23 protein-coding genes and 1 tRNA gene are annotated in these 25,501 nt (G+C 67.6%); 10 read left to right on the top strand and 14 right to left on the bottom strand.

Annotated features, from left to right (window positions below; translation table 11 throughout):
* Window positions 1-80: 80 nt before the first annotated feature.
* Together rpsA and coaE are read left to right on the top strand one after the other, a co-directional pair.
* On the top strand, window positions 81-1,535 hold the full coding sequence (gene rpsA / locus AB431_RS18105) for a 30S ribosomal protein S1 (RefSeq protein WP_047331101.1): 1,455 nt from the start codon (window positions 81-83) through the stop codon (window positions 1,533-1,535).
* A gap of 92 nt (window positions 1,536-1,627) precedes the next feature.
* The gene (gene coaE, locus AB431_RS18100; RefSeq protein ID WP_047331100.1) at window positions 1,628-2,809 is read left to right on the top strand and encodes a dephospho-CoA kinase; all 1,182 of its coding nucleotides are present in this window, start codon (window positions 1,628-1,630) and stop codon (window positions 2,807-2,809) included.
* Here coaE and AB431_RS18095 read toward each other — a convergent pair whose 3' ends face one another.
* The 3 genes from AB431_RS18095 to AB431_RS18085 are packed head-to-tail and all read right to left on the bottom strand — an operon-like array spanning window position 2,810 to window position 4,322.
* On the bottom strand, window positions 2,810-3,250 hold the full coding sequence (locus tag AB431_RS18095; protein ID WP_047331099.1) for a nitroreductase family deazaflavin-dependent oxidoreductase: 441 nt from the start codon (window positions 3,248-3,250) through the stop codon (window positions 2,810-2,812).
* 13 nt (window positions 3,251-3,263) lie between these two features.
* Complete coding sequence (locus AB431_RS18090; protein ID WP_047331098.1) at window positions 3,264-3,794, bottom strand: hypothetical protein; 531 nt, start codon at window positions 3,792-3,794, stop codon at window positions 3,264-3,266.
* A 60-nt stretch (window positions 3,795-3,854) separates the two neighbouring features.
* The gene (locus tag AB431_RS18085; protein WP_144418489.1) at window positions 3,855-4,322 is read right to left on the bottom strand and encodes a DUF402 domain-containing protein; all 468 of its coding nucleotides are present in this window, start codon (window positions 4,320-4,322) and stop codon (window positions 3,855-3,857) included.
* A gap of 93 nt (window positions 4,323-4,415) precedes the next feature.
* Here AB431_RS18085 and uvrB point away from each other — a divergent pair, with 93 nt between their 5' ends.
* Both uvrB and AB431_RS18075 read left to right on the top strand, forming a co-directional pair.
* On the top strand, window positions 4,416-6,587 hold the full coding sequence (uvrB, locus tag AB431_RS18080) for an excinuclease ABC subunit UvrB (protein WP_047331096.1): 2,172 nt from the start codon (window positions 4,416-4,418) through the stop codon (window positions 6,585-6,587).
* Between the two features lie 47 nt (window positions 6,588-6,634).
* Window positions 6,635-8,038, top strand: a complete 1,404-nt coding sequence (locus AB431_RS18075) for an MFS transporter (protein WP_047331095.1) — start codon at window positions 6,635-6,637, stop codon at window positions 8,036-8,038.
* A 3-nt stretch (window positions 8,039-8,041) separates the two neighbouring features.
* Here AB431_RS18075 and AB431_RS18070 read toward each other — a convergent pair whose 3' ends face one another.
* Window positions 8,042-8,746, bottom strand: coding sequence for an MgtC/SapB family protein (locus tag AB431_RS18070; protein ID WP_047331094.1), 705 nt, complete (start codon window positions 8,744-8,746; stop codon window positions 8,042-8,044).
* Window positions 8,747-8,845: 99 nt separating this feature from the next.
* On the opposite strand from AB431_RS18070, the gene AB431_RS18065 reads away from it, so the two are divergent.
* Together AB431_RS18065 and AB431_RS31485 are read left to right on the top strand one after the other, a co-directional pair.
* Window positions 8,846-8,919 (top strand) — tRNA-Cys (locus tag AB431_RS18065).
* Window positions 8,920-9,106: 187 nt separating this feature from the next.
* Window positions 9,107-12,469, top strand: a complete 3,363-nt coding sequence (locus AB431_RS31485; protein WP_144418295.1) for a hypothetical protein — start codon at window positions 9,107-9,109, stop codon at window positions 12,467-12,469.
* On the opposite strand, the gene AB431_RS18055 is transcribed toward AB431_RS31485, so the two are convergent.
* From AB431_RS18055 to AB431_RS18045, 3 genes are read right to left on the bottom strand one after another with little or no spacing between them, the layout of a single operon-like run.
* Window positions 12,466-13,329: an alpha/beta fold hydrolase gene (locus AB431_RS18055; RefSeq protein WP_047331093.1), complete on the bottom strand. Its 864-nt coding sequence runs from the start codon at window positions 13,327-13,329 to the stop codon at window positions 12,466-12,468. The two genes, AB431_RS31485 and AB431_RS18055, sit on opposite strands and share 4 nt — an antisense overlap.
* Window positions 13,330-13,346: 17 nt before the next feature.
* The gene (locus AB431_RS18050; RefSeq protein ID WP_047331092.1) at window positions 13,347-13,988 is read right to left on the bottom strand and encodes a UdgX family uracil-DNA binding protein; all 642 of its coding nucleotides are present in this window, start codon (window positions 13,986-13,988) and stop codon (window positions 13,347-13,349) included.
* A gap of 36 nt (window positions 13,989-14,024) precedes the next feature.
* Entirely contained in the window at window positions 14,025-15,563 is a 1,539-nt protein-coding gene (locus tag AB431_RS18045; protein WP_047331091.1) for a glycosyltransferase family 39 protein, read from the bottom strand.
* A 350-nt stretch (window positions 15,564-15,913) separates the two neighbouring features.
* Here AB431_RS18045 and AB431_RS18040 point away from each other — a divergent pair, with 350 nt between their 5' ends.
* On the top strand, window positions 15,914-16,360 hold the full coding sequence (locus AB431_RS18040; RefSeq protein ID WP_047331090.1) for a universal stress protein: 447 nt from the start codon (window positions 15,914-15,916) through the stop codon (window positions 16,358-16,360).
* 34 nt (window positions 16,361-16,394) lie between these two features.
* A complete protein-coding gene (locus tag AB431_RS18035) occupies window positions 16,395-17,405 on the top strand; it encodes a magnesium transporter CorA family protein (RefSeq protein WP_047331089.1) in 1,011 nt (336 codons plus the stop codon).
* A gap of 4 nt (window positions 17,406-17,409) precedes the next feature.
* On the opposite strand, the gene AB431_RS18030 is transcribed toward AB431_RS18035, so the two are convergent.
* Window positions 17,410-17,850 carry a DUF2752 domain-containing protein gene (locus AB431_RS18030; RefSeq protein ID WP_082135724.1) on the bottom strand — a complete coding sequence of 147 codons (441 nt, stop codon included), beginning with the start codon at window positions 17,848-17,850 and terminating at the stop codon, window positions 17,410-17,412.
* Window positions 17,847-18,149, bottom strand: coding sequence for a CD225/dispanin family protein (locus AB431_RS18025; protein WP_047331088.1), 303 nt, complete (start codon window positions 18,147-18,149; stop codon window positions 17,847-17,849). The genes AB431_RS18030 and AB431_RS18025 overlap by 4 nt, the downstream gene beginning before the upstream one ends.
* A 224-nt stretch (window positions 18,150-18,373) precedes the next feature.
* Here AB431_RS18025 and AB431_RS18020 point away from each other — a divergent pair, with 224 nt between their 5' ends.
* Window positions 18,374-18,850, top strand: coding sequence for a lipoprotein LpqH (locus AB431_RS18020; protein WP_047333544.1), 477 nt, complete (start codon window positions 18,374-18,376; stop codon window positions 18,848-18,850).
* A gap of 3 nt (window positions 18,851-18,853) precedes the next feature.
* Here AB431_RS18020 and AB431_RS18015 read toward each other — a convergent pair whose 3' ends face one another.
* Window positions 18,854-19,315 (bottom strand): SRPBCC family protein, encoded by a 462-nt coding sequence (locus AB431_RS18015; RefSeq protein WP_047331087.1) that lies wholly within the window; start codon window positions 19,313-19,315, stop codon window positions 18,854-18,856.
* A 98-nt stretch (window positions 19,316-19,413) separates the two neighbouring features.
* On the bottom strand, window positions 19,414-20,091 hold the full coding sequence (locus AB431_RS18010; protein WP_047333543.1) for an MBL fold metallo-hydrolase: 678 nt from the start codon (window positions 20,089-20,091) through the stop codon (window positions 19,414-19,416).
* Between the two features lie 84 nt (window positions 20,092-20,175).
* Between AB431_RS18010 and uvrA the strand changes: the two genes are divergently transcribed.
* Window positions 20,176-23,076, top strand: a complete 2,901-nt coding sequence (gene uvrA, locus AB431_RS18005; protein WP_047331086.1) for an excinuclease ABC subunit UvrA — start codon at window positions 20,176-20,178, stop codon at window positions 23,074-23,076.
* Here the strand turns inward: uvrA and AB431_RS18000 are convergent.
* From AB431_RS18000 to AB431_RS17990, 3 genes are read right to left on the bottom strand one after another with little or no spacing between them, the layout of a single operon-like run.
* Window positions 23,073-23,804 carry an SDR family oxidoreductase gene (locus AB431_RS18000; protein ID WP_047331085.1) on the bottom strand — a complete coding sequence of 244 codons (732 nt, stop codon included), beginning with the start codon at window positions 23,802-23,804 and terminating at the stop codon, window positions 23,073-23,075. The two genes, uvrA and AB431_RS18000, sit on opposite strands and share 4 nt — an antisense overlap.
* A complete protein-coding gene (locus AB431_RS17995; protein WP_047333542.1) occupies window positions 23,801-24,046 on the bottom strand; it encodes a hypothetical protein in 246 nt (81 codons plus the stop codon). The genes AB431_RS18000 and AB431_RS17995 overlap by 4 nt, the downstream gene beginning before the upstream one ends.
* Before the next feature lie 5 nt (window positions 24,047-24,051).
* The gene (locus tag AB431_RS17990) at window positions 24,052-25,431 is read right to left on the bottom strand and encodes an alpha/beta hydrolase family protein (RefSeq protein ID WP_047331084.1); all 1,380 of its coding nucleotides are present in this window, start codon (window positions 25,429-25,431) and stop codon (window positions 24,052-24,054) included.
* Between the last annotated feature and the right edge of the window lie 70 nt (window positions 25,432-25,501).

Below are 25,501 nucleotides of genomic sequence, written 5' to 3'. Positions count from 1 at the left end.
TGTGCACTGTCGCGGGTACATCACCACAGGCACCACACAACTGTCCCTACGATTCAAGCTGTCCGGAGCAACCCAACAATATGCCAAGTCCCGTCGCAACCTCGCCGCAAGTAGCCGTCAATGACATCGGCTCGAGCGAGGACTTCCTCGCCGCCATCGACAAGACCATCAAATACTTCAACGATGGCGACATCGTTGAGGGGACCATCGTCAAGGTTGACCGTGACGAAGTCTTGCTCGATATCGGCTACAAGACCGAGGGTGTCATCCCCTCCCGCGAACTTTCCATCAAGCACGACGTCGACCCCAATGAGGTTGTGTCCGTCGGCGACGAGGTGGAAGCCCTGGTCCTCACCAAGGAGGACAAAGAAGGCCGCCTGATCCTGTCCAAGAAGCGCGCCCAGTACGAGCGCGCCTGGGGCACCATCGAGGCCCTCAAGGAGAAGGACGAGGCCGTCAAGGGCACCGTCATCGAGGTCGTCAAGGGTGGCCTGATCCTCGACATCGGCCTGCGCGGCTTCCTGCCCGCATCGCTGGTCGAGATGCGTCGCGTCCGCGATCTGCAGCCGTACATCGGCAAGGAGATCGAGGCCAAGATCATCGAGCTGGACAAGAACCGCAACAACGTGGTGCTGTCCCGTCGCGCGTGGCTGGAGCAGACCCAGTCCGAGGTGCGCAGCGAATTCCTCAACCAGCTGCAGAAGGGCGCCATCCGCAAGGGTGTGGTGTCCTCGATCGTCAACTTCGGCGCATTCGTCGATCTCGGCGGGGTCGACGGCCTGGTGCACGTCTCCGAGCTGTCCTGGAAGCACATCGATCACCCGTCCGAGGTGGTTCAGGTCGGCGACGAAGTCACCGTCGAGGTGCTCGACGTCGATATGGACCGCGAGCGGGTTTCGTTGTCGCTCAAGGCAACTCAGGAAGACCCGTGGCGCCACTTCGCCCGCACCCACGCGATCGGCCAAATCGTGCCGGGCAAGGTCACCAAGCTGGTGCCGTTCGGCGCGTTCGTCCGTGTCGAGGAGGGCATCGAGGGTCTGGTGCACATCTCCGAGCTGGCTGAGCGCCACGTCGAGGTGCCCGATCAGGTGGTGGCTGTCGGCGACGACGCCATGGTCAAGGTCATCGACATCGACCTGGAGCGCCGCCGGATCTCGCTGAGCCTCAAGCAAGCCAACGAGGACTACACCGAAGAGTTCGACCCCTCGAAGTACGGTATGGCCGACAGCTACGACGAGGCGGGGAACTACATCTTCCCCGAGGGCTTCGACGCCGAGACCAACGAATGGCTCGAAGGCTTCGACAAGCAGCGCACCGAGTGGGAGGCCCGCTACGCCGAGGCCGAGCGCCGGCACAAGATGCACACCGCGCAGATGGAGAAGTTCGCCAAGGCTGAGGCCGAGGCGGCCGAGCGGCCGGCCGGCAACGGCTCGTCGTCGTCGTCTTCGTCGAGCTCGGGTGAGTCGGCCGGTGGATCGCTGGCCAGCGACGCCCAGCTCGCCGCGCTGCGCGAAAAGCTGGCGGGCAACGCCTAACAAGACACTCATTCGCCGAGTGAAGCCGCGCAGCACGTCTCACCGACGTGCTGCGCGGTTCTTTTTCACCATCTTCCTGTGAGGGCACTGCATTGCTGCGCATCGGTTTGACCGGCGGTATCGGCGCCGGAAAGTCGACGGTGTCCGCCACGTTCTCGGAATGTGGCGGCATCGTCGTCGATGGGGACGTCATCTCTCGCGAGGTCGTCGAACCGGGCACCGAAGGCTTGGCCAAGCTCGTGGACGCCTTCGGTTCCGGGATTCTGCAGGCCGACGGTGCACTGGACCGACCCGCCCTGGCCGCGATCGCGTTCAGCGATGAGGAGAAACGCCAAGTCCTCAATGGCATCGTCCACCCGCTGGTGGCGACTCGGCGCTCGGAGCTGATCGCCGCCGCCGGGGAGGATGCGGTGATCGTCGAGGACATCCCGCTCCTGGTCGAGTCCCAGATGGCGCCGATGTTCCCGCTGGTCATCATCGTCAACGCCGACCCCGAGGTGCGGGTGAAGCGGCTGATCGAATATCGCGGATTCAGCGAGGACGACGCCAGGGCTCGCATCGCCATGCAGGCCACCGAGGAGCAGCGGCGGCAGGTGGCCGACGTCTGGCTGGACAACTCCGGTAGTTCCGGCCAACTCGTCGAGAAGGCCCGGGAGCTGTGGTATCAGCGCATCCTCCCGTTCGCGCACAACCTCGCCACCCGCACCCCGGTGCCGAGCTCGACAATGATCGTGCCGGCCGATCCCACCTGGCCCGATCAGGCCCGGCGAATCCTGGCCCGGCTCAACACCACCTGCGGGCATCGGGCGGTGCGCATCGACCACATCGGGTCGACGGCGGTGCCCGGCATGGACGCAAAGGACGTCATCGACGTCCAGGTGACGGTGCCCTCACTCGAGGTGGCCGACGAACTCGCCGACGACCTGCTGCGCGCCGGGTATCCCCGCGTCGAGTCCATCACGACGGACGCGCCCAAGGAGGGGACAGATCCGGCGTTGTGGCGCAAGCGTTTTCACGCATCCGGAGACCCGGGTCGACCCACCAACGTACACGTCCGGGTGGACGGCTGGCCCAATCAGCAGTTCGCGCTGCTGTTCGTGGACTGGCTGAAGGCCAACCCCGGCGTGCAGGCCGACTACCTGGCCGTCAAGAGGTCGGCGGCTCAGCAGGCTGACATCGGGGCCTACGCCGAGGCCAAGGAGCCGTGGTTCCTCGATGCCTACCGGCGGGCATGGGCATGGGCCGACACGACGGGCTGGACGTCGCGAACCTGACTAGCGGCGTTCCAAAATCAGCAACGGGATCTCGCGCGGTGTGTTGCGCTGATAGCCCTCATATCCCTTGTAGGCGTTGACCACTCGGGGCCACAACTCGGCGCGTTCCGCCGGGCTGGCACTGCGGGCCCGCATCGGAACCGTCGCGCCGTCAACGGTCACCGTGACATCCGAGGTGGCGAGCGCGTTCTTGTACCAGTCGGGATGATCTTGGTGGCCGCCTTTGGAGGCCACGACGACAATGCGGTCGTCGTCGTGGATCGGCGACGTCAGCAGGTTGGCGTACGGTTTACCGGATTTGCGGCCGACGGTGTGCAATTCGAGCGTCAACATACCCATCACGGTGCGCGGGTAGCGGCCGCCGGTGAGCGCGAGCAGGAGCCGGTGACCGTTTTCCAGCAGCCAGGCGCCGCCCGCCGCGACACGATCGGATTTTTGCATGGGGCCAGCCTAGCTAGGCGGCGGGTGGTGGTGCGGGCGCCGGAGCTGGCGCTGACGCCGGAGCGGGATTGTCCAGCGGTGCGCCGCATTGGATCGTGCCGTACAGCGGGTCGTCCTTCGGACGGAACAACCGCGGGGCGATGAACTGATCCGCCTGCGCCACGATCTGGTCGTCGGCCAGGATCTCGCAATGCAGATTCGATCCGTACGGCCATTGGATGGACACTTGCATGCCCGCCTTCTTGGGGTCGTGGAGCACTGTGTTGACCTCGAAGGTCATACCCGGCAGCAGGGTCGGCTGGTCGCTGTTGACGTTGTTGTCATCAATCTTGTACGCGACCACAGCGCCGCGGGAGGTGCCGGTCGCCGACGCCCGGTAGGTGATGTTGTGCAGCAGGTTCGGGTCGGGATCGCCGTTGGCCACCGGCGTCGGCGGGGGAGCCGGCTCTGGATCTGCCAGTGCGGTCGCCGCCGTTAACTGAGAACTCACGGCCAGGGCGGCCGCGGCGACGATCCTCAGCCATCCGCGCTTGCTGGAGCTCATAGCTAGGCAGACTACCCGTCCGGTACGCCAGTGCCGATTCGTTGCCCGGTTCGAGGCGTCTCAGCGCCAGGTCAGCGTCATCCCGGCAGAGGCGAGCCAGGCGTTGAGGTCGTGGTCGTGGCGGGCGAGCCCCTCGATCGCGACGACAACCCGTTGCAGTGCTTCCTCGGCCGTTCTGGTGCTCAGCAGCCCATCGCGGTGGGCGGCGAACAGCTCGTCGGTGTCGATGAGGTCGGTGCGGTCACCGGCGTAGACGACCAGATCGAGGTAGTGGTCCTCGGCCTGCCAGGCGGTCTCACCGGTGGTGATCTCGCCGATGTCGAGGTAGTAGTCCTGGGGCCGCTCGAAGCCGGGGTTGAAATGGAAGACATTGGCCCGAAGCCCCAGCGACGGCAGCAGCCACGACTCCAGATAGTGGAACTGGGCACGGCCGGGAGTGGGGCGGGCCATGTACAGACCCCAGGGGGTGACCACGTACTCGTCGACCGCCCGAGCGATGCCCTTCGGATCGGTGTTGGTGTAGGCGATCAGGTCGAACGTCTCCTGCTTGGGCGGGTGGACGGTCACCGCGCAAGCGTAACGAGGAATGAATGTGTCGGTGGGGACGCTTAACCTGGGGACATGGCATTTGCTACCGAACACCCGGTGCTCGCGCACTCGGAGTACCGACCTGCCGCCGACGCTGTGGACGGTCTCGTGCGCAGTGGCGCCGAATTCCGCGTGGTCAGTGAGTATGAGCCCGCCGGAGACCAGCCCGCCGCGATCGAGGAGCTGGAACGCCGGATCAGGGCGGGGGAGCGCGATGTGGTGCTTCTCGGTGCGACGGGCACCGGTAAATCCGCGACCACGGCCTGGCTGATCGAGCGGCTGCAGCGGCCGACGCTGGTGATGGCGCCGAACAAGACCCTGGCCGCCCAGCTCGCGAACGAGCTGCGAGAGATGTTGCCGCACAACGCCGTCGAGTATTTCGTCTCGTACTACGACTACTACCAGCCCGAGGCGTACATCGCCCAGACCGACACTTACATCGAGAAGGACAGCTCGATCAACGATGACGTGGAGCGGTTGCGTCACTCGGCGACGTCGAGCCTGCTGTCCCGCCGCGACGTCGTGGTCGTGGCGTCGGTGTCGTGCATCTACGGCTTGGGCACCCCGCAGTCCTACCTCGACCGCTCGGTCGAACTGCAGGTCGGCTCCGAGGTGCCACGGGACGGGCTGCTGCGGCTGCTGGTCGACGTGCAGTACACCCGCAACGACCTGTCGTTCACGCGCGGTTCGTTCCGGGTGCGCGGTGACACGGTCGAGATCATCCCGTCGTATGAGGAACTGGCCGTCCGGATCGAGTTCTTCGGCGACGAGATCGAGGCGCTGTACTACCTGCACCCGCTGACCGGCGATGTCGTGCGCCAGGTCGACTCGCTGCGGATCTTCCCGGCCACCCACTACGTGGCGGGCCCGGAGCGGATGGCGATGGCGATCTCGACGATCGAGCAGGAGCTGGCCGAGCGGCTGGCCGAGCTGGAGAACCAGGGCAAGCTGCTGGAAGCGCAGCGACTGCGGATGCGCACCAACTACGACATCGAGATGATGCGCCAGGTCGGCTTCTGCTCGGGTATCGAGAACTACTCGCGCCACATCGACGGCCGGCCCGCGGGTTCGGCTCCCGCGACGCTGCTCGACTACTTTCCCGAAGACTTCCTGCTGGTGATCGACGAATCCCATGTCACGGTTCCGCAGATCGGCGGGATGTACGAAGGCGATATGTCCCGCAAGCGCAACCTGGTGGAGTTCGGCTTCCGGCTGCCGTCGGCGGTCGACAACCGGCCGCTGACCTGGGAAGAGTTCGCGGACCGGATCGGGCAGACGGTGTATCTGTCGGCGACGCCGGGTCCGTACGAGCTCAGCCAGACCAGCGGTGAGTTCGTCGAGCAGGTCATCCGCCCGACCGGCCTGATCGACCCGAAGGTCGTGGTCAAGCCGACCAAGGGCCAGATCGACGACCTGATCGGCGAGATCCGGATCCGCACCGAACGCGACGAGCGCGTCCTGGTCACCACGCTGACCAAGAAGATGGCCGAGGACCTCACCGACTACCTGCTGGAGATGGGCATCCGGGTGCGCTACCTGCATTCCGAGGTGGACACCCTGCGCCGCGTCGAGCTGCTGCGCCAGTTGCGGCTGGGTGAGTACGACGTGCTGGTCGGCATCAATCTGCTGCGCGAGGGTCTTGACCTGCCGGAGGTCTCGCTCGTGGCGATCCTCGACGCCGACAAGGAAGGCTTCCTGCGTTCCACCCGTAGCCTGATCCAGACCATCGGTCGCGCGGCGCGCAACGTTTCCGGCGAAGTCCACATGTACGCCGACAAGCTCACCGACTCGATGAAGGAAGCGATCGACGAGACCGAGCGCCGGCGGGCCAAGCAAATCGCCTACAACGAAGAGCGCGGGATCGACCCGCAGCCGTTGCGCAAGAAAATCGCCGACATCCTCGATCAGGTGTACCGGGAGGCAGACGACACCGACGCCATCGAAGTCGGTGGCTCGGGGCGCAACGCCTCCCGCGGCCGGCGGGCGCAGGGTGAGCCGGGCCGGGCGGTCAGCGCGGGCATCATCGAGGGCCGCGACACCTCGAACATGCCGCGCGCCGAACTGGCAGACCTGATCAAGGACCTGACCGCACAGATGATGGCGGCGGCACGTGACCTTCAGTTCGAGCTGGCCGCGCGGATCCGCGACGAAATCGCCGACTTGAAGAAGGAACTGCGCGGCATGGACGCCGCCGGGCTGAAGTAGCCGGCGATGCTTGAGCTCAACCATGGTTGAGCCTTTACGGTGATGCCATGACCGAGACCACCGCGTCGGCTGCGGGCAGTTGGCGCGAGCTGCTGGGCCGTGACTATCTCGGTGCGGTCATCGTGCTGGCCGGCGGTGTGGCGATCTACGCCATCAACGAATTCATCACGATCAGCCTGCTTCCGAGCGCTGTCGCCGACATCGGCGGCGAGCGGCTCTATGCATGGGTGACGACGGTGTATCTGGTGGCGTCGGTGACAGCGGCGACGACGGTGGGACCGCTGCTGACCCGATTCGGCCCGCGCGCGGCGTATTTGGGTGCGTTGCTGTCCTTCGCCGCGGGCAGTGTGCTGTGCACGCTGGCGCCGACGATGCCGCTGCTTCTCGGCGGGCGGTTGGTGCAGGGCCTGGCCGGCGGTGTGCTGGCCGGTCTCGGCTATGCAGTGATCAGCGCAGCGCTGCCCGACCGGTTGTGGACCCGCGCGTCGGCGGTTGTCTCTGCGATGTGGGGGGTCGGCACCTTGGTGGGTCCGGCTGCCGGCGGCCTGTTCGCCCAATTCGGTTTGTGGCGAGGCGGATTCGGATTGCTCGCAGCGCTCGCCGTCGCGATGAGTCTGCTGGTTCCGTTGGCGTTGCCGGCCCGTGCCAAGGCCGACCAACATCCGCCGCGAACCCGAATCCCGGTGTGGTCGTTGCTGCTGCTCGGGGTGGCAGCGCTGACGGTCAGCGTCGCGGTGATCCCGCAGAGCGCGGGCGCCATCGCCGGGTTGCTGGCCGTCGGTGCGGCGCTGGTGGCGGCCTTCGTCGTCGTCGACCGTCGGGCGCCGGCTGCGGTATTGCCGCGCATGGCTTTTGGGCCCGGGCCGCTGAAGTGGATCTATCTCACTCTGGGTCTGCTGATGGCGGCCACGATGGTCGACATGTATGTGCCGCTGTTCGGCCAGCGGCTGGGTGCGCTGGCGCCGGTCGTTGCGGGCTTCCTCGGCGCGGCGCTCTCGGTGGGCTGGACGGTCGGGGAGATCGCCAGCGCATCGATCACCAATGTCCGGCTTACGGTGCGGGTGGTGGCGATCGCCCCGCTGGTGATGGCTGCGGGTCTGGCACTGGCGGCACTCACCCAAAACGACGGTGTCTCAACGCCAGTCGTGGCTCTGTGGGCGGTGGCGCTGGCGATCACCGGGTCCGGCATCGGGATGGCGTGGCCGCACCTGTCGGCGTGGGCGATGGGTGCGGTCGTCGACGACGCGCCCCAGCAGGCGGTGGCGGCGGCAGCGATCAATACGGTGCAGCTGATGTGCGGGGCGTTCGGTGCGGGACTGGCCGGGGTCGTGGTGAATCTGCGGGCCGCGCCCGACGCCGGTGCAAGCCGGCTGATGTTCGGTGCGTTCGCGGTTCTGGCGGCGGTGGGATTTGTGGCGTCGTACCGGTCCGGTCGTGGCCGGGCGGATTGACGCCTACTCGTCCTTCTCGTCGAGTCGGCGCACGCCGGTGACGCCGGCAATTCCGGCGACTGTGTTGGCAGCGTGCAGAATTCGCGCGCCGGACAAGGTCATCAGCACGCCGCCGTCGGGATCGTTGTTGAGTTCGGTGAGGCTCCACTGGTGCTTGTCGCACGCGGCGAGGATGTGGGTGAGCACCCCCCGGTCGGGCTCGTAGGTCACGCGAAGGCGTACCGAACCGGCCAGCCGCGCGGTGAGGCGCCGACTGAGCGGATTGAACGCCAGGATGATCACGAAGTGCAGGATCGTGACGATGATCGCGAGCTTGACCAGACCCGCCGCGGCGGCCATGCCGATGGCGGCGCACTCCCAGATCGCCGCCGCCGTGGTCAGCCCGTGCACCGCTCCCTGCCGAGTGATGATCAGCCCGGCGCCGAGGAAGCCGATGCCCGAGACGATCTGGGCGGCGACGCGCGACGGGTCGACTTCGACCAGTCCTGCGGTCAGCACATCGAAGAAGCCGTACTTGCTGACGATGAGGATCAGTGCCGACGCCGTGCCGACGATCGCCTGGGTACGCAGCCCGGCGCTTTTCCCGTGGATCTCGCGTTCCAGGCCGATCAGTGCCGTCAACCCGAAGGCGATCAGGAGTTCGACGATCTGCCGGGTGCCCTGTCCGGGGCCGCCGAGCAACGGCGGGTCGGCCAACCAAGTCTGCATGTCGTAACCGTATTGGCCGCATGGCCGGCGGGTCAGCAATCACGCTGAGCCGAAGGCTGGGCGAGTCGCGCCCGCGCTGGAAACGTATCGGACTGACGCGCGGGTGTGGCTGAGTGGCTAGGCACCGGCCTGCAAAGCCGTTTACACGGGTTCGAATCCCGTCACTCGCTCCAACGTCAGGCCGCAATTGTGCGGCCTGCATGCCGCACGTCAAGCCGCATGTTTGCGCGATCAAATTGTCGTCGGAGTAACCGCACCAACACCGCTTGGCAACAGTTCGGTAACCGCCCGAAAGGTGTCCCGGGTTCGGTACTTACACGTCTGTAGTTTCCCTGGCAGGCCTCTCAAAGAAACGGGGAAATGATGTCTCGGACCACCTCTCGCGTGGCGGCGGTCACTGCCATGGCGACGGCGGGGTTTTTCTGGACGGCTCCGCTGTTCAGCCCCCGTGTCGTCGCTGAAGTCGGCACCCCCGGTGTTCCGTGCATGGGCATCCTCCATCAGGGCCTTACCTCCCCGCCCGACCTGTCGCAGGGCATCCCCGGCACGTCGAACTCGCTGTTCACGAACAATCCGCCGGCCGCAGGCGGGCCCATCCCGCCCGCGACCGTGCCGGGCAGCGTCCACGTCCCGCCGGCCAGCGTGCCCGGCTCGCCCGGCATGCCCGGGACCGGTGGCGTGACTGTGCCCCCGGCGTCCGTTCCCGGCGCGCCCGGCACCAGCACCACTCGTGGCATTCCGACGCCGCCCGCCGCGGTTCCTGGTACTCCGCCGGGTGTCGGTGGGGGTGGTATTCCGACTCCGCCCGCCGCGGTTCCTGGTACTCCGCCCGGTGTCGGTGGCGGCGGTATTCCGACGCCGCCCGCCGCGATTCCTGGTACTCCGCCCGGTGTCGGTGGCGGCGGTATTCCGACGCCGCCCGCCGCGGTTCCTGGTACTCCGCCGGGTGTCGGTGGGGGTGGTATTCCGACGCCGCCCGCCGCGGTTCCTGGTACTCCGCCGGGTGGTGGTGGCGGTGGTATTCCGACTCCGCCGGGAGGACTGCCGCCTGCTCCTGTCAACGATGCCGCGGGTCTGCCTGCCGGGCCGGTCGGAGCCCCCGTGGCTGATGCCGCCGGTGGCCTGCCCGGCCCCGGTGGCGGCGAGAGCGCTGCCCCCGGTGCAGCCGGCCTGCCCGGTGCTGGTGCTGGTGCTGGTGGAGGCTCAGGAGCTGGAGCTGGAGTTGGCGCACCCGGTGCGCCGGTGGCCGACGCCGCGGGCGCCCTGCCCGGCGGTGCTCCCATCTCCGATGCCAACGGGCTGGTCCCGCCGCCGGCCGCCGCCGTACCCGCCGCCCCGCTGGCGGACGCGTCCGGTCTCGCGCCGGCACCCCCGGCGGCAGCCCCGCCGGTGCCGGTCCCCGGAGCTGATGCGCTTCCTCCCGGCCCGCCGGCTGCGGTGCCTCCTGGCGGTCTGCCCGGTGGTGGTGGCGTCCCAGGGACCCCGCCGGCTGCGGTGCCTCCTGGCGGTCTGCCCGGTGGTGGCGGTGTCCCAGGGACCCCGCCGGCTGCGGTGCCTCCTGGCGGTCTGCCCGGTGGTGGCGGTGTCCCGGGCACCCCGCCGGCTGCGGTGCCTCCTGGCGGTCTGCCCGGTGGTGGCGGTGTCCCAGGGACTCCGCCGGCCGCCGTCCCCGGTGGCGAGGTGCCCGAAACCGTTGTCACACCGCCGGTTCCGCCTGCCGCCGTTCCCGGTGGCGAGATCCCCGGTGGGGGCGGCACCCCGCCGACGCCGCCGGCCGCAGTGCCCGCTGGCGACGTGAACGGCTCCGTCTCGACGCCGCCGGCCGCGGTGCCCGGCGGCCCCGGCGGCGGGAACAACCTGTCCCTCAACACCCCGGGCATTCCCGCAAACCCGGTGCCCGGCAACGTCGTCAACGATTCGGCGGGAACCCTTCCCCCTCCCGGCGCATCGATTCCGGGCGTCTCGACCCCCGGCGGCATGATCAACGTTCCCGGAACGCCGTCGGTCACCCTGCCGGGTGTGCCGAGCGCGGCGTCCACTCCGGGGATCGTCACGCCGCCCGCCGCGGTGCCGGGTGGCCCGGGTGTCCCGGTGAATGTGAACGTGCCGGGTGCGCCCGTCGCGGTGCCGGGCACCCCGGGAACTCCCGGCATGGAGCTTCCGCCGACCCCGCCGCAGGTGATTCCCGGAACGCCGGGAACCCCTGGCGCCGAGACACTTCCGACCCCGCCGGCCGCCGTTCCCGGCACTCCCGGCGAGGGCACCGGCGGTGGTCTGCCCACGCCGCCGGCCGCGGTCCCCGGCACTCCGGGCGGCAATCTCGTCGAAACCGGCTCAACCCCGCCGGCTGCCGTTCCGGGTGGACCGGGTGCAGGCACTGGCGGTGGTCTGCCGACGCCTCCGGCCGCCGTTCCGGGTGGACCGGGTGAAGGTACCGGTGGTGGTCTGCCGACGCCGCCGGCCGCCGTTCCGGGTGGTCCCGGTGAAGGTACCGGTGGTGGTCTGCCGACGCCTCCGGGTGCGGTTCCGGGTGGTCCGGGTGGAGGTGCCGGCGGCGGTGTGCCGACCCCACCGGCCGGTGTGCCCGGAGCCCCGCTCGGCGAAGGCGGGACCGTTCCCGGCCCCGCTGGCGTCCCGGCCGCGCCGATCACCGACAACGCGGGCGCCGCGGTTCCCGCCGCTCCGATCACTGACAACAACGGCGCAGCCGGCGGCGTGCCGGCCGCCGCACTGTCCGATGCCTCCACAGCCGCCGGGGCAGCTGGTGGCGGTGGCGGTGGCGCAGGTTCCGGAGCCGCCGGCGCGGGTGGCGCACTAGGCGCGCCGGTCGCCGACGCCGCAGGTGTTGTCGCGCCGTCCGCCGGTGTGCCCGCAGCGGATATCGCCGCCGCGGCCGCCGGTGTGCCTGCCCCGCCGGGGGCCCTGCCCGCGGCCGCTGATGCTCTTGGCGGTACCGGCATCCCGACCCCGCCGGCCGCCGTGCCGGGTGGTCCGGGTGGTGGCGGTGGCGCTGGTTTGCCGACGCCTCCGGCCGCCGTGCCGGGTGGTCCGGGTGGTGGCGGTGGCGCTGGTTTGCCGACGCCTCCGGCCGCCGTGCCGGGTGGTCCGGGTGGTGGTGGCGGCGCTGGTTTGCCGACGCCTCCGGCCGCCGTGCCGGGTGGTCCGGGTGGTGGCGGTGGCGCTGGCCTGCCCACGCCGCCGGCCGTCGTGCCTGGCACTCCGTTCACCAACAGCGTGGTGACGCCGGGCACGCCGCCCGCCGCGGTGCCGGGTGGTCCGGGTGGTGGCGGTGGCGCTGGCCTGCCCACGCCGCCCGCCGCGACGCCGGGCACTCCCGGTGGCAACCGGGTACCGACGCCGCCGACCCCGCCGACGGTTCTGCCGGGTGGTCCGGGCGGTTACGTTGGGCCCACACCGGGTGGTCTCGGGAGCCTGATCCCGGCAGCACCGATCGCCGATGCCGCGGGCACGCTGCCCACCCCGCCTGCGCAGCTGTTCGGGACGATGGCGCAAGGTGTGGCCACGCTGCTCTCGCCGCCGCAGATCACGATCCCCGGTATCCCGGGATTCGGGATCCCGTTGCCGTCGACGATCTCGGGGCCGCGTGACCTGCTGTGCATGGGCACCGGCTGGTCGGCGAAGGCGGGCACCGAGACCGGCGCTCCGGCCGGCGCTCTGCTCGGTACCGAGGTGCCGCCGACGAACCGGTGGTTTGGTGACTAAGCCAGCAGGTTCGCGAAGATGTCCGGGTAGTACAGGTGAGCCAGGAAGTGCCCGCCGGGTCGCTCGCGCAGGGTCGCGCCGGGAATCCGGCGGGCCAACTCGGGCGGCCAGGCGTGGCTGACCAGTTCGTCCTGGTGACCGCCCCAGATGTCGGTTGGGATCGCGATCTGTTCAGGCATGAAACCCCACGGCCGAATCCATGCCCGGTAGTCCTCGACGACGCCGGCCGGACGTCGTAGCGCCTCGGCGGACATCCGCGCGAACTCGTCGTAACCCTCGGCGCGCAGCACCGCGTCGTCAGCGGCGCCCAACTGGCGGGCGGCGAGCCGCCCGTATAGCGCGGGCGCCCGTCGGGCGGCCAGCGCCATCGCGGCGAAACACGGCTTGACCAATGACGGGGCACGCAGCGACAGCCGGGTGTAGATCCTGTCGAAGGCAGGCAACTGCTCGAACACGCCCGGCTCGGTAAGCGGTAGCGCCCCGGCGATGATCGCCACCCGCCGCACCCGCTCGGGCAGCGCCCAGGCAACGGCGGCGGCATACTGGCCGCCCATCGACCAGCCCATCGCGGCGAACCGCGCGACACCGAGTTGATCCATCAGATCGGCCACATCGTCGGCCCAGTCCAGGACCGTGCGCCCGGGGCGGGGATCCGATCCGCCGATACCGGGCCGATCCGGCGAGATCAGCCGGACACCAGCCACTCGTGCGGCGGCGTCGGCAGCCGCGACGTCCAGTCGGCAGGCCAGGCCCCCGTGGGCGTTGACGACGACCTCGCCATCGGGTGCACCGTACTGCGCGTAACACACTGAACGCCCGTCACGCAGTCGTGCGGTGAGGCTCTCGGCTGATGCGGGCATTGGCGCTCGCTTTCTCTTCAGCCGGATAGTAGCCCCGCGGCGAACCTCAGATCGTCGACAAGCGCGTCGAAGTTCTTGGCCCGTTCATCGGCCGGGCCTCGCAGAATCGCCGACGGGTGTGCGGTGGTGACGACGCTTGGATCGACCCCGAGGTCTGGTTCGGCGGGCAGCCGCAATTCCTCGCCGCGATGCGCGGTGAGCCGAAAACCGGTACCCATCAATGCCTGTGCTGCAGTGGCGCCGAGCAGAACCACGACTTCTGGTTCGACAGAGGTGATTTCGGCGAACAACCAGGGTCGGCAGGCGACAACCTCAGTGCGGCTTGGCGTCTTGTGGATACGCCGTGGGCCGTTGGTGCGGGTGAACTTGAAATGTTTGACGGCGTTGGTGACGTAGAGGCGCTCGCGGTCGATCTCCGCGGCGGCCAACGCCTTATCGAGGAGTTTGCCGGCCGGGCCGACGAATTGACGGCCGCGCTGGTCCTCCTGATCACCGGGCTGCTCGCCGACCAGCATCATGGGCGCACCGGCCGCGCCCTCACCGAACACCGTCTGCCGGGCGTCGCGGTAGAGATCACAGCCCCGACAGGTCCGCGCGGTCTCGGCCAGCTGATCGAGGTTGTGCGTCTGCGGCACATAGGCATCAGCGGTGGACGTCATACCCGCCGCGTACCCGATGCACCACCTGGTGATGCATCAGCGAATCGACTTGGTCACCTGGGCAAAATTGAACTGCCAGCGTTCGACTACCCGGAAGCCGAACCGGTAGGGCACCTGGTAGGCCATCGCCCGTTCGAGCCGTGGACCGCCCCGCAACGCCGGCCCTCGCTCGTAGCTGGGCAGACGGTTGTCACGCTCGGACACCGTCCAGATCGCCGGACAACCGGGCATCTTGTCGGCCCACGTCCACACGGCGATGTGCGCGTCCCACAACAGGTTTCGATCGATGCCCGTGGGACCGCGGCCGAAATCGTGCAGTTTGGCGAAGGCAGCGGGACGCGCGGCCAGCAACGGGCGGATCGGACCGGGCTTCCACGCGGTCGAATTGTCCATCACGAGGCAGTCGCCCGGCGCGGCGTGGTAGGTGATGACATCGGCGACCTGGCTGTAGTCCATGCCTTCTTTGGCGTACGGCCCCCGCTGGGTCAGGTAGTTCGGTGTCGCGACGAGTGCAAAGACGGCGAGCACGACTGCGATGGCGGCGCGGGAGGAGCGGCCCAGCGCCACAATGCAAGAGCCGAGAAGAAGCGCCATGGCGGGGGCGGTGAAGGACAGATAGCGCGGGTAGTAAACCGGATCGCGCAGCAGTGAATACACGAGCACGGCACAGGTGGGCAGCAGTATCCAAGCCACGGTGATGGCGACCAACCGACGTGGCCGCCATCCGGCCCGTCGCCACGACACGAGGCCGACGACGATCAGTAATCCGGACAACACCGCGACGGGGAGTGAACGGTCGAAGTACTGATCTACCAACATCATTCCGACGGTGCGTGCGCCCGGCGGCGAGATCCAGCCCACCTGGAACAGCTGGGTCTGGGTGAAGAACAGGAACGGGGCCGTCGCGGCGCAGGCGGTCAGCACCGCCAGAATCCCGTGCCGTCTCGTCCTTTTCGAGTCGGTCATCGCCAGCGCCATCACCGCATGCACGGGCAGCAACAGAATCGAGAAGACGTTCAGCAGCGTGGCGCCGATGGCCACCAGCGCATAGCCGAGCCACCATCGCGGCCGGTCGCGGCGCAGTGCGGCCACCCACAGCAGGGTCAGCCATACCGCAACGACCATTGTCAGCGCATAGGACCGGGTTTCCAGGCCGGCCCACGTCACCCGGGGGAGTACCGCGAATACGACACCCGCGGTCACCGCAATAGATCGGGTGGACAGTTGTCGGCCGAGCACCACGACACCTGCGGCCGCGAACCCGACCGCGATCGAGCTGGACAACCGTGACCAGAATTCGGTGGCGGGGAACACCGAGAACCAGCCGTGCATGAGCAGGTAGTACAGGCCGTGAACGGCGTCGATGTTGCCGAGCATGCGCCACAGGTCGGGCACCGGCCGGGTGGACGCCGAGATCGTGGCAGCTTCGTCGAACCACAGCGATGGCCGCGCCGCGCCGGCTGCGCTGACAGCAGCGGCGAACACTGCCACGAACACGGCGTCGAGCGGCCCGGCGGACGCGGGTGACCGCTCCCCGTCGCTGCTGACTCGTTCGGGCCGAAGGGTGATGCTCACGTGGGTCGTCCTCTACCCCTGTCAATTGATGTCCAAAACGCTAACCCGCAGCCCACCAATAGCGTGCGGCGCATGGGTTGACGCCACCGGCAGAATTTCCGAGGTATCGAATTGCGGCCATTGGTCATCAGCGATGTGGCAGCGCTGACATTCGTGAATCAGATGCGATGCGGATTTGCAATTGCAGCGGCTGTCGAACAGCTCACGCAACTGTCGGCGCCGCCATTTGCCCCGGTAGAGTGGCATCGCGCGGCGCGCCGGAATTGCCGCGTGGCGTGAATCGCACCCTTGCGTGGTGCCAAAGCGATAGTGTTCCCGGTGGCGTTGAAAATGGAGACTGGAGGGTACGAATGGGCGGTTACAAGACCGTGGTCGTCGGCACGGACGGCTCGGATTCCTCGCTGCGTGCAGTCGACCGGGCGGGATATCTCGCCTCCGAACCAGGCTCCAAAGTCATCGTGGCAACCGCTTACTTCCCGGCCAACGAGGACACTCGCGCGGCCGACCTGCTGAAGGACGAGGGCTACAAGATGGCGGGCAATGCCCCCATCTACGCGATCCTGCGCGAGGCACGTGACCGCGCCAAGGCCGCCGGTGCCGCTGAGGTCGAAGAACGCGCCGTCGTCGGCGCTCCCGTCGATGCGCTGGTGGAGCTGGCCGAAGAGGTCGGCGCCGATCTGCTGATCGTCGGCAACGTGGGCTTGAGCACGATCGCCGGCCGCCTGCTGGGTTCGGTGCCTGCAAACGTCGCGCGCCGGTCCAAGACCGATGTGCTGATCGTTCACACCACCGGTTAGTCACCCCGGTCAGGGCTGCCGCACACTGGACTCCATGACCCACTGCCGAACCCGACTGTGGGTCGATGGCGAACTGAAGACGGAAGATTTTCCGCTCCGGGAGACCTCGAACCATCTCGCCGAGGACGGCGCGCTGGTCTGGGTGGATATGTGCAACCCAGACCACGACGTGTTGTGTCAGCTCTCCGACGAACTGGGCTTCGACCAGCACGCCGTCGAAGACACCGTGGCGCATGCCGAACGCACCAAGGCCACCCGGTACGCGACGCACACGTTCATGACGGTGTACGCGACGGCGTTGGCGCCGCCACTGGCCAACGATCTGGAGTCGCGGCTGCTGTTGACGAGGGTGTCGATCTTCGTGTTGCCTGCGGGGATCGTGACCGTGCGGCACGAATTAGACCCGCAGCAACCGGTTTTCGACATCGATGAGGTGGTTCGGCGGTGGGATGAGAACGCCGATCTGCTGAAAATGGGTGCACCGGCGTTGCTGCACGGCCTGCTCGACGTGATCGTCGACGGGCAATTCGACACCATCCAGCAACTGGACGACGCCATCGAAGCGCTCGAGGACGGGTTGTTCGACGACCGCGCGGTAACCCGCACGGTCCAGCGGTCGACCTACCGGCTGCGCAAAGAGCTCGTCGAACTGCGCCGCGTCGTGCTGCCCATGCGCGAAGTCATCAACACGATCATGCGCCGCCGTGCCGAGCATGCCGACACCGTCGAACTCGACAGCTGGTACGCCGACCTGTACGACCACGTCATCCGCGCAGCCGAGTGGACGGAGTCGTTGCGAGACATGATCACTACGGTGTTCGAGACCAATCTGTCGCTTCAGGACGCGCGGCTCAACACGATCATGAAGAAGCTCACCGGCTGGGCAGCGATCATCGCGGTGCCGACTGCGGTAACCGGGTGGTACGGCCAGAATGTGCCGTATCCCGGATTTCAGAGTGTCATTGGTTACGTGTCCAGCGCGGTGATCATCGTCCTGGTGTCGGGTTTGTTGTATCTCGTGTTCAAACGAAAAGGCTGGCTCTGAGACGTCAGACGCGCAGTGCGGTGAACGGGGCGAACGGCACGTTGCGCACGACGAACCAGACCGACACCAACACCAGCGCGATATACGGCGCCAATCGATGGCGTTGCCACCCGACGATCTGGCGGCCGGTAGCGCGGCCGTAGGACCAGGTGCCATAGGCGACAGCCAGGAATACCAGCGCTACCAACCCGAGTGCGTTGAACCGGATTGCTGCCAGCAGGTCACCATGCAACAGCGAATAGATCATGCGGAGGGTGCCGCAACCCGGGCAGTCAACGCCCAGAAGGGCTTTCGTGGGACAGAGCGGAAGCATGCCGCCGGGTGTGGTCGGGTCAGCGATCCACACGGCCGCACAGGCCCCCGCTGCCAGTGCACCCACGAGCAGCGGCTGCCCGAGGCGGGCGAGGCGACCGTGGGTCGCCTGCCCGGCCTCTGTCGAGATCATGACGTGGTGGTGTCGACGTCCATGTTCATCACGCCGGTAGCGAAGAGGACGCCATAGATCACGAGGATCACGAACCAGATGACGACGCTCCAGATTACCCATTTCTTGGCGGCGGCGGCCGAGGCCTGGGCTTCGGCGTATTGGCCCTGGACCCAGAGTCCATTCACCTGAGCGGCTTTCACGATTGCGACGATGCCGGTGATCGGGAAGCAGAAGATCGTCGCCAGGATGGCGAGCGCCAGGTTGTTTTTTGGCTGCTGAGCCGGCGGTGGGGCATAGCCGGGTGGTTGCTGGGTCATCGACGCCTCCGTGTTTTCGGTCTGAGTTAGGGGGCAGAGCGGTGCATACGCTACCGGATGAAGGCCCTGCACAGGGGGCATCGGCATGCATGTCACCGGCTGTTGTTTCCGGTCGAGACGAAATTTTGCCGAGAGGCTGTTGCGGGGATTGCCGTTTCGCTATTCGACAGCCGCCGGGGGTCTAGGCTCGCCCGTGGGTGGCCGGACATGCGGAGGAGACGTCGATGAACGTTCGATTGATGAGTGTTGTTGGGGCACTGGGTCTTTTGTTGATCGGCGGGGTGGGTTGCGCGAAAGACGACAAGCCCAGCGATGCCAAGACCGCGACGTCCGCTGAAGCCAAGACGACGACGGCCACGACCGCGCCACCAGCCGGCGCCAAGGTCACGATCGACGGCCAGGCCAAACAGGTCGACGGACCGGTGGTGTGCGCGACGACGGACGGCAAGTTCTCGATCGCCATCGGCGAGGTGATCACCGGTGTGATCGTCGGTCTCGAGCAGGACGCGTCGAAGGTCCGCGCCGTCGGGCTCGGCGACGTGAACGGCGTGGTGCTCAACTTCACCGACGGGGTGCCCGGCGACACGGCCACCGCCACCAAGGACGGCAACACCTACACGATCAAGGGCACCGCCAGCGGTTCAGACTCGGCCGGCAAGCAAGTCAGCAAGCCCTTCGAAGTCGTCGCCACCTGCCCCTGACGATCAGGCGTCGGGCCGCGAGACGTCGCCGCGCCACTCACCGGTTTCCGAGGGCTGCTCCTCGATGAACTTCTTGAACCGCTCGAGATCACCGTTCACGCGGGCCTTGAGCACGCCGAGTTTGTCGGCGACGTTCTCCAGAAAGCCCTCCGGGTCGACGTCCATCTGGGTGGTCACCCGAGTGGTCGAGTCGTCGAGGCGGTGGAACGTCACGACGCCCGCGTGGTCCGGGCCGCTGTCGGACTTCCAGGCCACCCGCTCTTCGGGGTGTTGCTCGGTGATCGTGGCGTCGAACTCCCGGCTGACCGGACCGACTTTGATGCGCCAGTGCGTGTGGGTGTCGTCGCGTTGGGTGATCTCTTCGACGCCTTCCATGAACTTCGGGAAGGACTCGAATTGCGTCCACTGGTTGTACACGGTCCTGATCGGTCGGTTCACGTCGATGGACGCCGTGGTGGTGCTCATTGGGTTACCTGCCCTTCCCGTCGGTTCGCTTATGAAGCGCGTACCCGACGCGTTGGGATGCAACCCTTTTCAGGTCAGACGTCAGATTTGCACACGGTCTACCAGCCTCGCTCACGCCATTCGTCGAGGTGCGGACGCTCGGCGCCCAGCGTGGTGTCGTCACCATGGCCCGGATAGACGACGGTGTCGTCGCCGTACTGGCCGAACACCTTGCTGTTCACGTCGCCGAGCAGTTGCTCGAATGCACCCGGCTCCCACGTCTTGCCTACCCCGCCGGGGAACAGGCAGTCGCCGGTGAACAGGTGGGTGGCGGTCCGCTCGCCGGTGGGCCGCAGCGCCAGGGCCACCGAGCCGGGCGTGTGCCCTTGCAGGTGGATCACGTCGAAGACCAGGTCGCCGACGGCGATCGTGTCGCCGTCGTTCAGGTAGCGGTGCGGCTTCACCGGCAGCGGCTCGGCGTCCAGCTGATGGGCGGCGGTCGGGACGCCGGTCGCCTCGGCGAGGGCCGCCAGCGCCTGCCAGTGGTCGAAGTGCTGATGGCTGGTCACGATCAGGGTCAGCTTCGGCGCGTGCTCGCGCACCAGGTCGACGAGCAGATCCGCGTCGTTGGCCGCGTCGATCAATAGACTGTCCCCAGAACGGGAACACGTCACCACGTACGTGTTGTTGTCCATCGGGCCCACCGACATCTTGACGATGGTGGCGCCGGGCAGGGTCCTGCGGGCTGCGGTCTGCGGTTCGACGTGTCCGGTATAGGTGTCGTCGACGACTGTCATGGTCGCCACGTTACTTGTCGGTGGGCCGACATAGCATGGGGCTCGGCATCACCATGCCCACATATCTGCAGGAAGGGGGCGCTGGTGGCTGACCGGCTTGTCGTCAAGGGGGCGCGTGAGCACAACCTGCGCAGCATCGACCTGGACCTGCCTCGCGACAGTTTGATCGTCTTCACCGGACTGTCCGGATCGGGCAAGTCCTCGTTGGCGTTCGACACCATTTTCGCCGAGGGGCAGCGCCGCTACGTCGAGTCGCTGTCGGCCTATGCGCGTCAGTTCCTCGGCCAGATGGACAAGCCGGATGTCGACTTCATCGAGGGGCTTTCCCCAGCGGTGTCTATCGATCAGAAGTCCACCAACCGCAACCCGCGCTCGACCGTCGGCACCATCACCGAGGTCTACGACTACCTCCGCCTGCTCTACGCCCGGGCCGGCACCGCGCACTGCCCGGTCTGCGGTGAGCGCATCGCCCGGCAGACCCCGCAGCAGATCGTCGACCAGGTGCTGGCCATGGACGAGGGCCTGCGGTTCCAGGTACTGGCCCCGGTGGTCCGTACCCGCAAGGGCGAATTCGTGGATCTCTTCGACAATCTCAACAGCCAGGGTTACAGCCGGGTCCGGGTCGACGGCGTCGTGCATCCGCTCACCGACCCGCCGAAGCTGAAGAAGCAGGAGAAGCACGACATCGAGGTGGTGGTCGACCGGCTCACGGTCAAGGCCACCGCGAAGCAGCGCCTCACCGACTCGGTCGAGACGGCATTGAACCTGGCCGACGGCATCGTCGTGCTGGAGTTCGTCGACCGCGAGGACGACCACCCCCACCGCGAGCAGCGGTTCTCCGAGAAGCTGGCCTGCCCCAACGGCCACCCGCTGGCCGTCGACGACCTCGAGCCGCGGTCGTTCTCGTTCAACTCGCCCTACGGCGCCTGCCCGGAGTGCAGCGGCCTCGGCATCCGCAAGGAGGTCGACCCCGAGCTGGTCGTGCCCGATCCCGACCTGACGCTCGCCGAAGGTGCGGTAGCGCCGTGGGCCATGGGCCACACCGCCGAGTACTTCACCCGGATGATGTCCGGTCTGGGTGAGGCAATGGGCTTCGACGTCAACACGCCGTGGCGCAAGCTTCCGGCCAAGGCACACAGGGCGATTCTGGAAGGTTGCGACGAGCAGGTCCACGTCCGCTACAAGAACCGCTACGGCCGAACCCGTTCGTACTACGCCGAATTCGAAGGCGTGATGGCGTTCCTGCACCGGCGCATGGAACAGACCGACTCCGAGCAGATGAAGGAGCGCTACGACGGGTTCATGCGCGACGTGCCATGCCCGGAGTGCAATGGCACCCGCCTGAAGCCGGAGATCCTCGCGGTCACGCTGGCGGCGGGTGAGCACGGTGCGAAGTCGATCGCCGAAGTGTCCGAACTGTCGATTTCCGACTGTTCCGAGTTCCTCAACGACCTCACGCTCGGCACCCGCGAGTCCGCGATCGCCGGGCAGGTCCTCAAGGAAGTGCAATCCCGGCTGGGCTTCCTGCTCGATGTCGGGCTGGACTATCTGTCGCTGTCCCGCGCGGCGGGCACGCTGTCCGGCGGCGAGGCGCAACGCATTCGGCTCGCCACCCAGATCGGTTCGGGTCTGGTCGGTGTGCTGTACGTGCTCGACGAGCCGTCGATCGGGCTGCACCAGCGCGACAACCGCAGACTCATCGAAACCCTCACGCGGCTAAGGGATCTGGGCAACACGTTGATCGTCGTCGAGCACGACGAGGATACGATCGCGCACTCCGACTGGGTGGTGGACATCGGCCCGGCGGCCGGCGAGCACGGCGGTCAAGTCGTGCACAGCGGGCCGTATGCCGACCTGTTGCGCAACCCGGATTCCATCACCGGCGCCTACCTCTCGGGCAAGCAGAGCATCGACGTACCGGCTATCCGCCGGCCGATCGACCCACGCAGGCAGCTCACCGTGATCGGTGCGCGCGAACACAACCTGCGCGATATCGACGTCGCGTTCCCGCTCGGCGTGCTGACCTCGGTGACCGGTGTGTCGGGCTCGGGCAAGTCCACACTGGTCAATGACATCCTGGCCTCGGTGCTGGCCAACAAGCTCAACGGCGCCCGCCAGGTGCCCGGCCGGCACACCCGGATCAACGGGCTCGAGCACGTCGACAAGCTGGTCCGGGTCGACCAGTCACCGATCGGGCGCACCCCGCGCTCCAATCCGGCGACCTACACCGGCGTCTTCGACAAGATCCGGACGCTGTTCGCCGCCACGACCGAGGCAAAGGTTCGCGGCTATCAGCCCGGCCGGTTCTCGTTCAACGTCAAAGGTGGTCGCTGCGAAGCCTGTTCGGGTGACGGAACCATCAAGATCGAGATGAATTTCCTGCCCGACGTGTACGTGCCATGCGAGGTGTGCCATGGCGCCCGCTACAACCGCGAAACGCTCGAGGTGCACTACAAGGGTAAGACCATCTCGGAGGTGTTGGACCTGTCCATCGAGGACGCCGCCGAATTCTTCGAGCCGATCACCGGAATCCACCGCTATCTGCGAACCCTCGTCGACGTCGGGCTGGGATACGTGCGGCTGGGCCAGCCCGCGCCCACACTGTCCGGTGGCGAGGCGCAGCGTGTGAAGCTGGCTGCCGAACTGCAGAAGCGCTCGACCGGGCGCACCGTCTACATCTTGGACGAGCCGACCACCGGTCTGCATTTCGAGGACATCCGCAAGCTGCTCAAGGTCATCAACGGCCTTGTCGACAAAGGCAATTCAGTGATCGTCATCGAGCACAACCTGGACGTCATCAAGACCTCGGACTGGATCGTCGACATGGGCCCCGAGGGTGGTTCCGGTGGTGGCACGGTCGTCGCCCAGGGCACGCCCGAAGATGTGGCGGCGGCGCCGAACAGCTACACCGGCAAGTTCCTCGCCGACGTACTGCCTGCGGCCCCCGCACCCAAGCGGGCGACGCGCAGGCGCAAGGTCAGCTAGCCCTGAACCGTTGGGCGAATGGTGATGTCGCCGATCTCGACCTCGCGCGGTTGTTCGAGGGCGAACGCGATAGCGCGGGCAACGGCCTCGGGCGGCAGGCCCATGCGGTCCATCTCCGCGCGTGCCCGGCGTCGGGCGTCCGGATCTTCGATGGACGAATCCAGTTCGGTGTTGACGTAGCCGGGGGACACGGACGTGGTACGGATGACGCCGTCCGTCGATTCCTGCCGCAAGCCCTCCATCAGGGTGCGCACGGCGTTCTTCGTCGCGGCATAGACCGCCATGGTCGGGACGATCTTGAGCCCGGCGGTCGACACCACCGTGATGAAATCGCCGTGACCCTGCGCGCGGAAAACCGGCAGCGCCGCCGCAACACCGTGCAGCACACCCAGCAAGTTGACGTCGATCATCGCCGACCAGCCGTCGACGTCGAGTTCGCTCACCGGACCGATCCGGCTGATGCCGGCGTTGCCGACGAAGGCGTCGAGGCCGCCGAACTCCCGCACCGCGGAATCAACCAGGCGCTCGACATCGGCGCGTTGAGTGACGTCGGTCGGGACCGCCAGCACCGTCCCGCCCTCGTCGCGAATCTCGTCGGCCAGTCCGTGTAACCGGTGCTCGCGGCGCGCACCGAGGACGACGGCCGCACCCCGCTGCGCCAGCAGTCGCGCTGTCGCGGCGCCGATCCCGCTACTGGCACCGGTGATCGCGACGATCTTGCCGGTCAGGACTGATCCGGTTCGTGCATCGACTCGCGGATCTTGGCCAGCCGTTCGGCGGCCGCCTTCTGGCGGGCTTCGTACTGTTCTTCGACGGTGCGACCCTCCGGCGTCTCGGCGGCCAATTCGGCTGAGCCGAGCGCGGTTCCATACCGCGTCTCGATCTTCTCCTGCACCGATTCGAAGGTGGGTACCCCGGAGTCGCTGTAGCCGGAGTCCAGCGGTGGTTGAGCAGCGGGTTCGTCGGGCATGACGATCACCGTACTCCCGGTGGCCTCCCCGCGGCAGCGATCGTCACCGGGCCCGGGCGGGGGTCCGGCGGACCCGGCAGCGCGACCGGCGGGATGCCCGGCGTCGCTATCTGTCCGGCCAGCCAGGGCAGTGCGGCGGCGAAGGCGCGTGCGGCGAACGGCCAATCGTGCTTACCGGGCTGCGCCACCACCGCGCAATTGATGCCGTTGACGGTGCCCAGTCCGCAGAGCGTGTTCGCCGCGCCGGTCTGGTCATTGGGATTCGGGTTGTTGGCGACGGCGGCGGGAGCTGCGCGCTGGGCCGACGGTGCGCCGGAGATGGCGAACCAGCCCGACACGTTCTGGTAGGGACCATGTCTGGTGATGACGGTGGCAGGGTCGAAGCTCGCGTAGGCGGCCGCGTTGCCCCCGAACAGCCGGGCGATGGTCTGGGTCTTGGTGCCGGAGTTGGGCGCGAGATCGCCGGCGATGTCCTCGAACGTGCTGAACATGTCCGGATGCATCGTGGCCAGGTCGACGGCGCAGGTACCGCCCATCGACCAGCCGACCAGGCCCCAGTTGGCACGGTCGGCGCTGACGCCGAAGTTCGAGAGCATGAACGGCACAACGTCTTTGGTGAGATGGTCGGCGGCATTGCCGCGCGGGCCGTTGACGCACTCGGTGTCGTTGTTGAACGCCCCGCCGGAGTCGACGAACACGAACACCGGGGCGTTGCCGTGATGTGCGGCCGCGAAGTCGTCGATCGTCTTGATCGCATTGCCCGCGCGTAGCCAGTCGGCGGGAGTGTTGAATTCCCCACCGATCATCATGACCGTCGGCAGCTTCGGCGGCGGGTTGGTCGCGTAGTACGCCGGTGGCAGATAGACCCACTCGTCACGATGCGCGAAATGCGAGGCGTCCGACGGGATTGTCACTTCCACCACCGTGCCCTTGGCGGGGATGGCGTGCTGCTGCACCATCGCGGTGACCGTGGCGCGGTCGGTCTGGTCGGGCAGCGGGCCCGCGGTGAGCTGGTTCCAGGCGGTTTGCACGGTGGGGAAGTAGCCCACCCACACATTGAGCATCAGCGCGGTCGCCAACGCGCACAGCGGTACCGCCAGCACCGACATGCCCCGACGCCACCATCGGGCGCCCCGCCAACCTGCGATCGCGACCACCGCGGCCAGACCCGTGGCAGCGATCCACACCCACAGCTGGTGCGGGGCCGGATCGCCGGCCAGGCCGTCGTCGGAAATGCTCCATTGGGTGAACCACGCGGCGCCGATGCCGACGATCGCGGCGAGTGGCAGCCAGACCAGCCGCCAGCGGCGCGTCCGCCAGCCCACAGCCACCGCCAGAACGAGGCCGGCCAGGATCTGCACCGTGAGCGGCAACCATCCGTGCATCAACGAAATGTGTTGGTGAGCAGCCTCGGTCACGCTTTCATGGTGACGGCGTTTCCTGGCTGGTCGCTGT

Source organism: Mycobacterium sp. EPa45 (genome assembly GCF_001021385.1).
Taxonomy (GTDB): Bacteria; Actinomycetota; Actinomycetes; order Mycobacteriales; family Mycobacteriaceae; genus Mycobacterium.
Note: the sequence above shows the minus strand (reverse complement) of the source record. Positions and strands in the feature narration are given on the sequence as shown.

Coding starts and splice junctions, on each gene's coding strand:
- rpsA (WP_047331101.1), top strand. CDS start 81: ATGCCAAGTCCCGTCGCAACCTCGCCGCAAGTAGCCGTCAATGACATC.
- AB431_RS18095 (WP_047331099.1), bottom strand. CDS start 3,250: ATGCAAAAATCCGATCGTGTCGCGGCGGGCGGCGCCTGGCTGCTGGAA.
- AB431_RS18090 (WP_047331098.1), bottom strand. CDS start 3,794: ATGAGCTCCAGCAAGCGCGGATGGCTGAGGATCGTCGCCGCGGCCGCC.
- uvrB (WP_047331096.1), top strand. CDS start 4,416: ATGGCATTTGCTACCGAACACCCGGTGCTCGCGCACTCGGAGTACCGA.
- AB431_RS18075 (WP_047331095.1), top strand. CDS start 6,635: ATGACCGAGACCACCGCGTCGGCTGCGGGCAGTTGGCGCGAGCTGCTG.
- AB431_RS18070 (WP_047331094.1), bottom strand. CDS start 8,746: ATGCAGACTTGGTTGGCCGACCCGCCGTTGCTCGGCGGCCCCGGACAG.
- AB431_RS31485 (WP_144418295.1), top strand. CDS start 9,107: ATGATGTCTCGGACCACCTCTCGCGTGGCGGCGGTCACTGCCATGGCG.
- AB431_RS18055 (WP_047331093.1), bottom strand. CDS start 13,329: ATGCCCGCATCAGCCGAGAGCCTCACCGCACGACTGCGTGACGGGCGT.
- AB431_RS18050 (WP_047331092.1), bottom strand. CDS start 13,988: ATGACGTCCACCGCTGATGCCTATGTGCCGCAGACGCACAACCTCGAT.
- AB431_RS18040 (WP_047331090.1), top strand. CDS start 15,914: ATGGGCGGTTACAAGACCGTGGTCGTCGGCACGGACGGCTCGGATTCC.
- AB431_RS18035 (WP_047331089.1), top strand. CDS start 16,395: ATGACCCACTGCCGAACCCGACTGTGGGTCGATGGCGAACTGAAGACG.
- AB431_RS18030 (WP_082135724.1), bottom strand. CDS start 17,850: ATGATCTCGACAGAGGCCGGGCAGGCGACCCACGGTCGCCTCGCCCGC.
- AB431_RS18025 (WP_047331088.1), bottom strand. CDS start 18,149: ATGACCCAGCAACCACCCGGCTATGCCCCACCGCCGGCTCAGCAGCCA.
- AB431_RS18020 (WP_047333544.1), top strand. CDS start 18,374: ATGAACGTTCGATTGATGAGTGTTGTTGGGGCACTGGGTCTTTTGTTG.
- AB431_RS18015 (WP_047331087.1), bottom strand. CDS start 19,315: ATGAGCACCACCACGGCGTCCATCGACGTGAACCGACCGATCAGGACC.
- AB431_RS18010 (WP_047333543.1), bottom strand. CDS start 20,091: ATGACAGTCGTCGACGACACCTATACCGGACACGTCGAACCGCAGACC.
- AB431_RS17995 (WP_047333542.1), bottom strand. CDS start 24,046: ATGCCCGACGAACCCGCTGCTCAACCACCGCTGGACTCCGGCTACAGC.
- AB431_RS17990 (WP_047331084.1), bottom strand. CDS start 25,431: ATGCACGGATGGTTGCCGCTCACGGTGCAGATCCTGGCCGGCCTCGTT.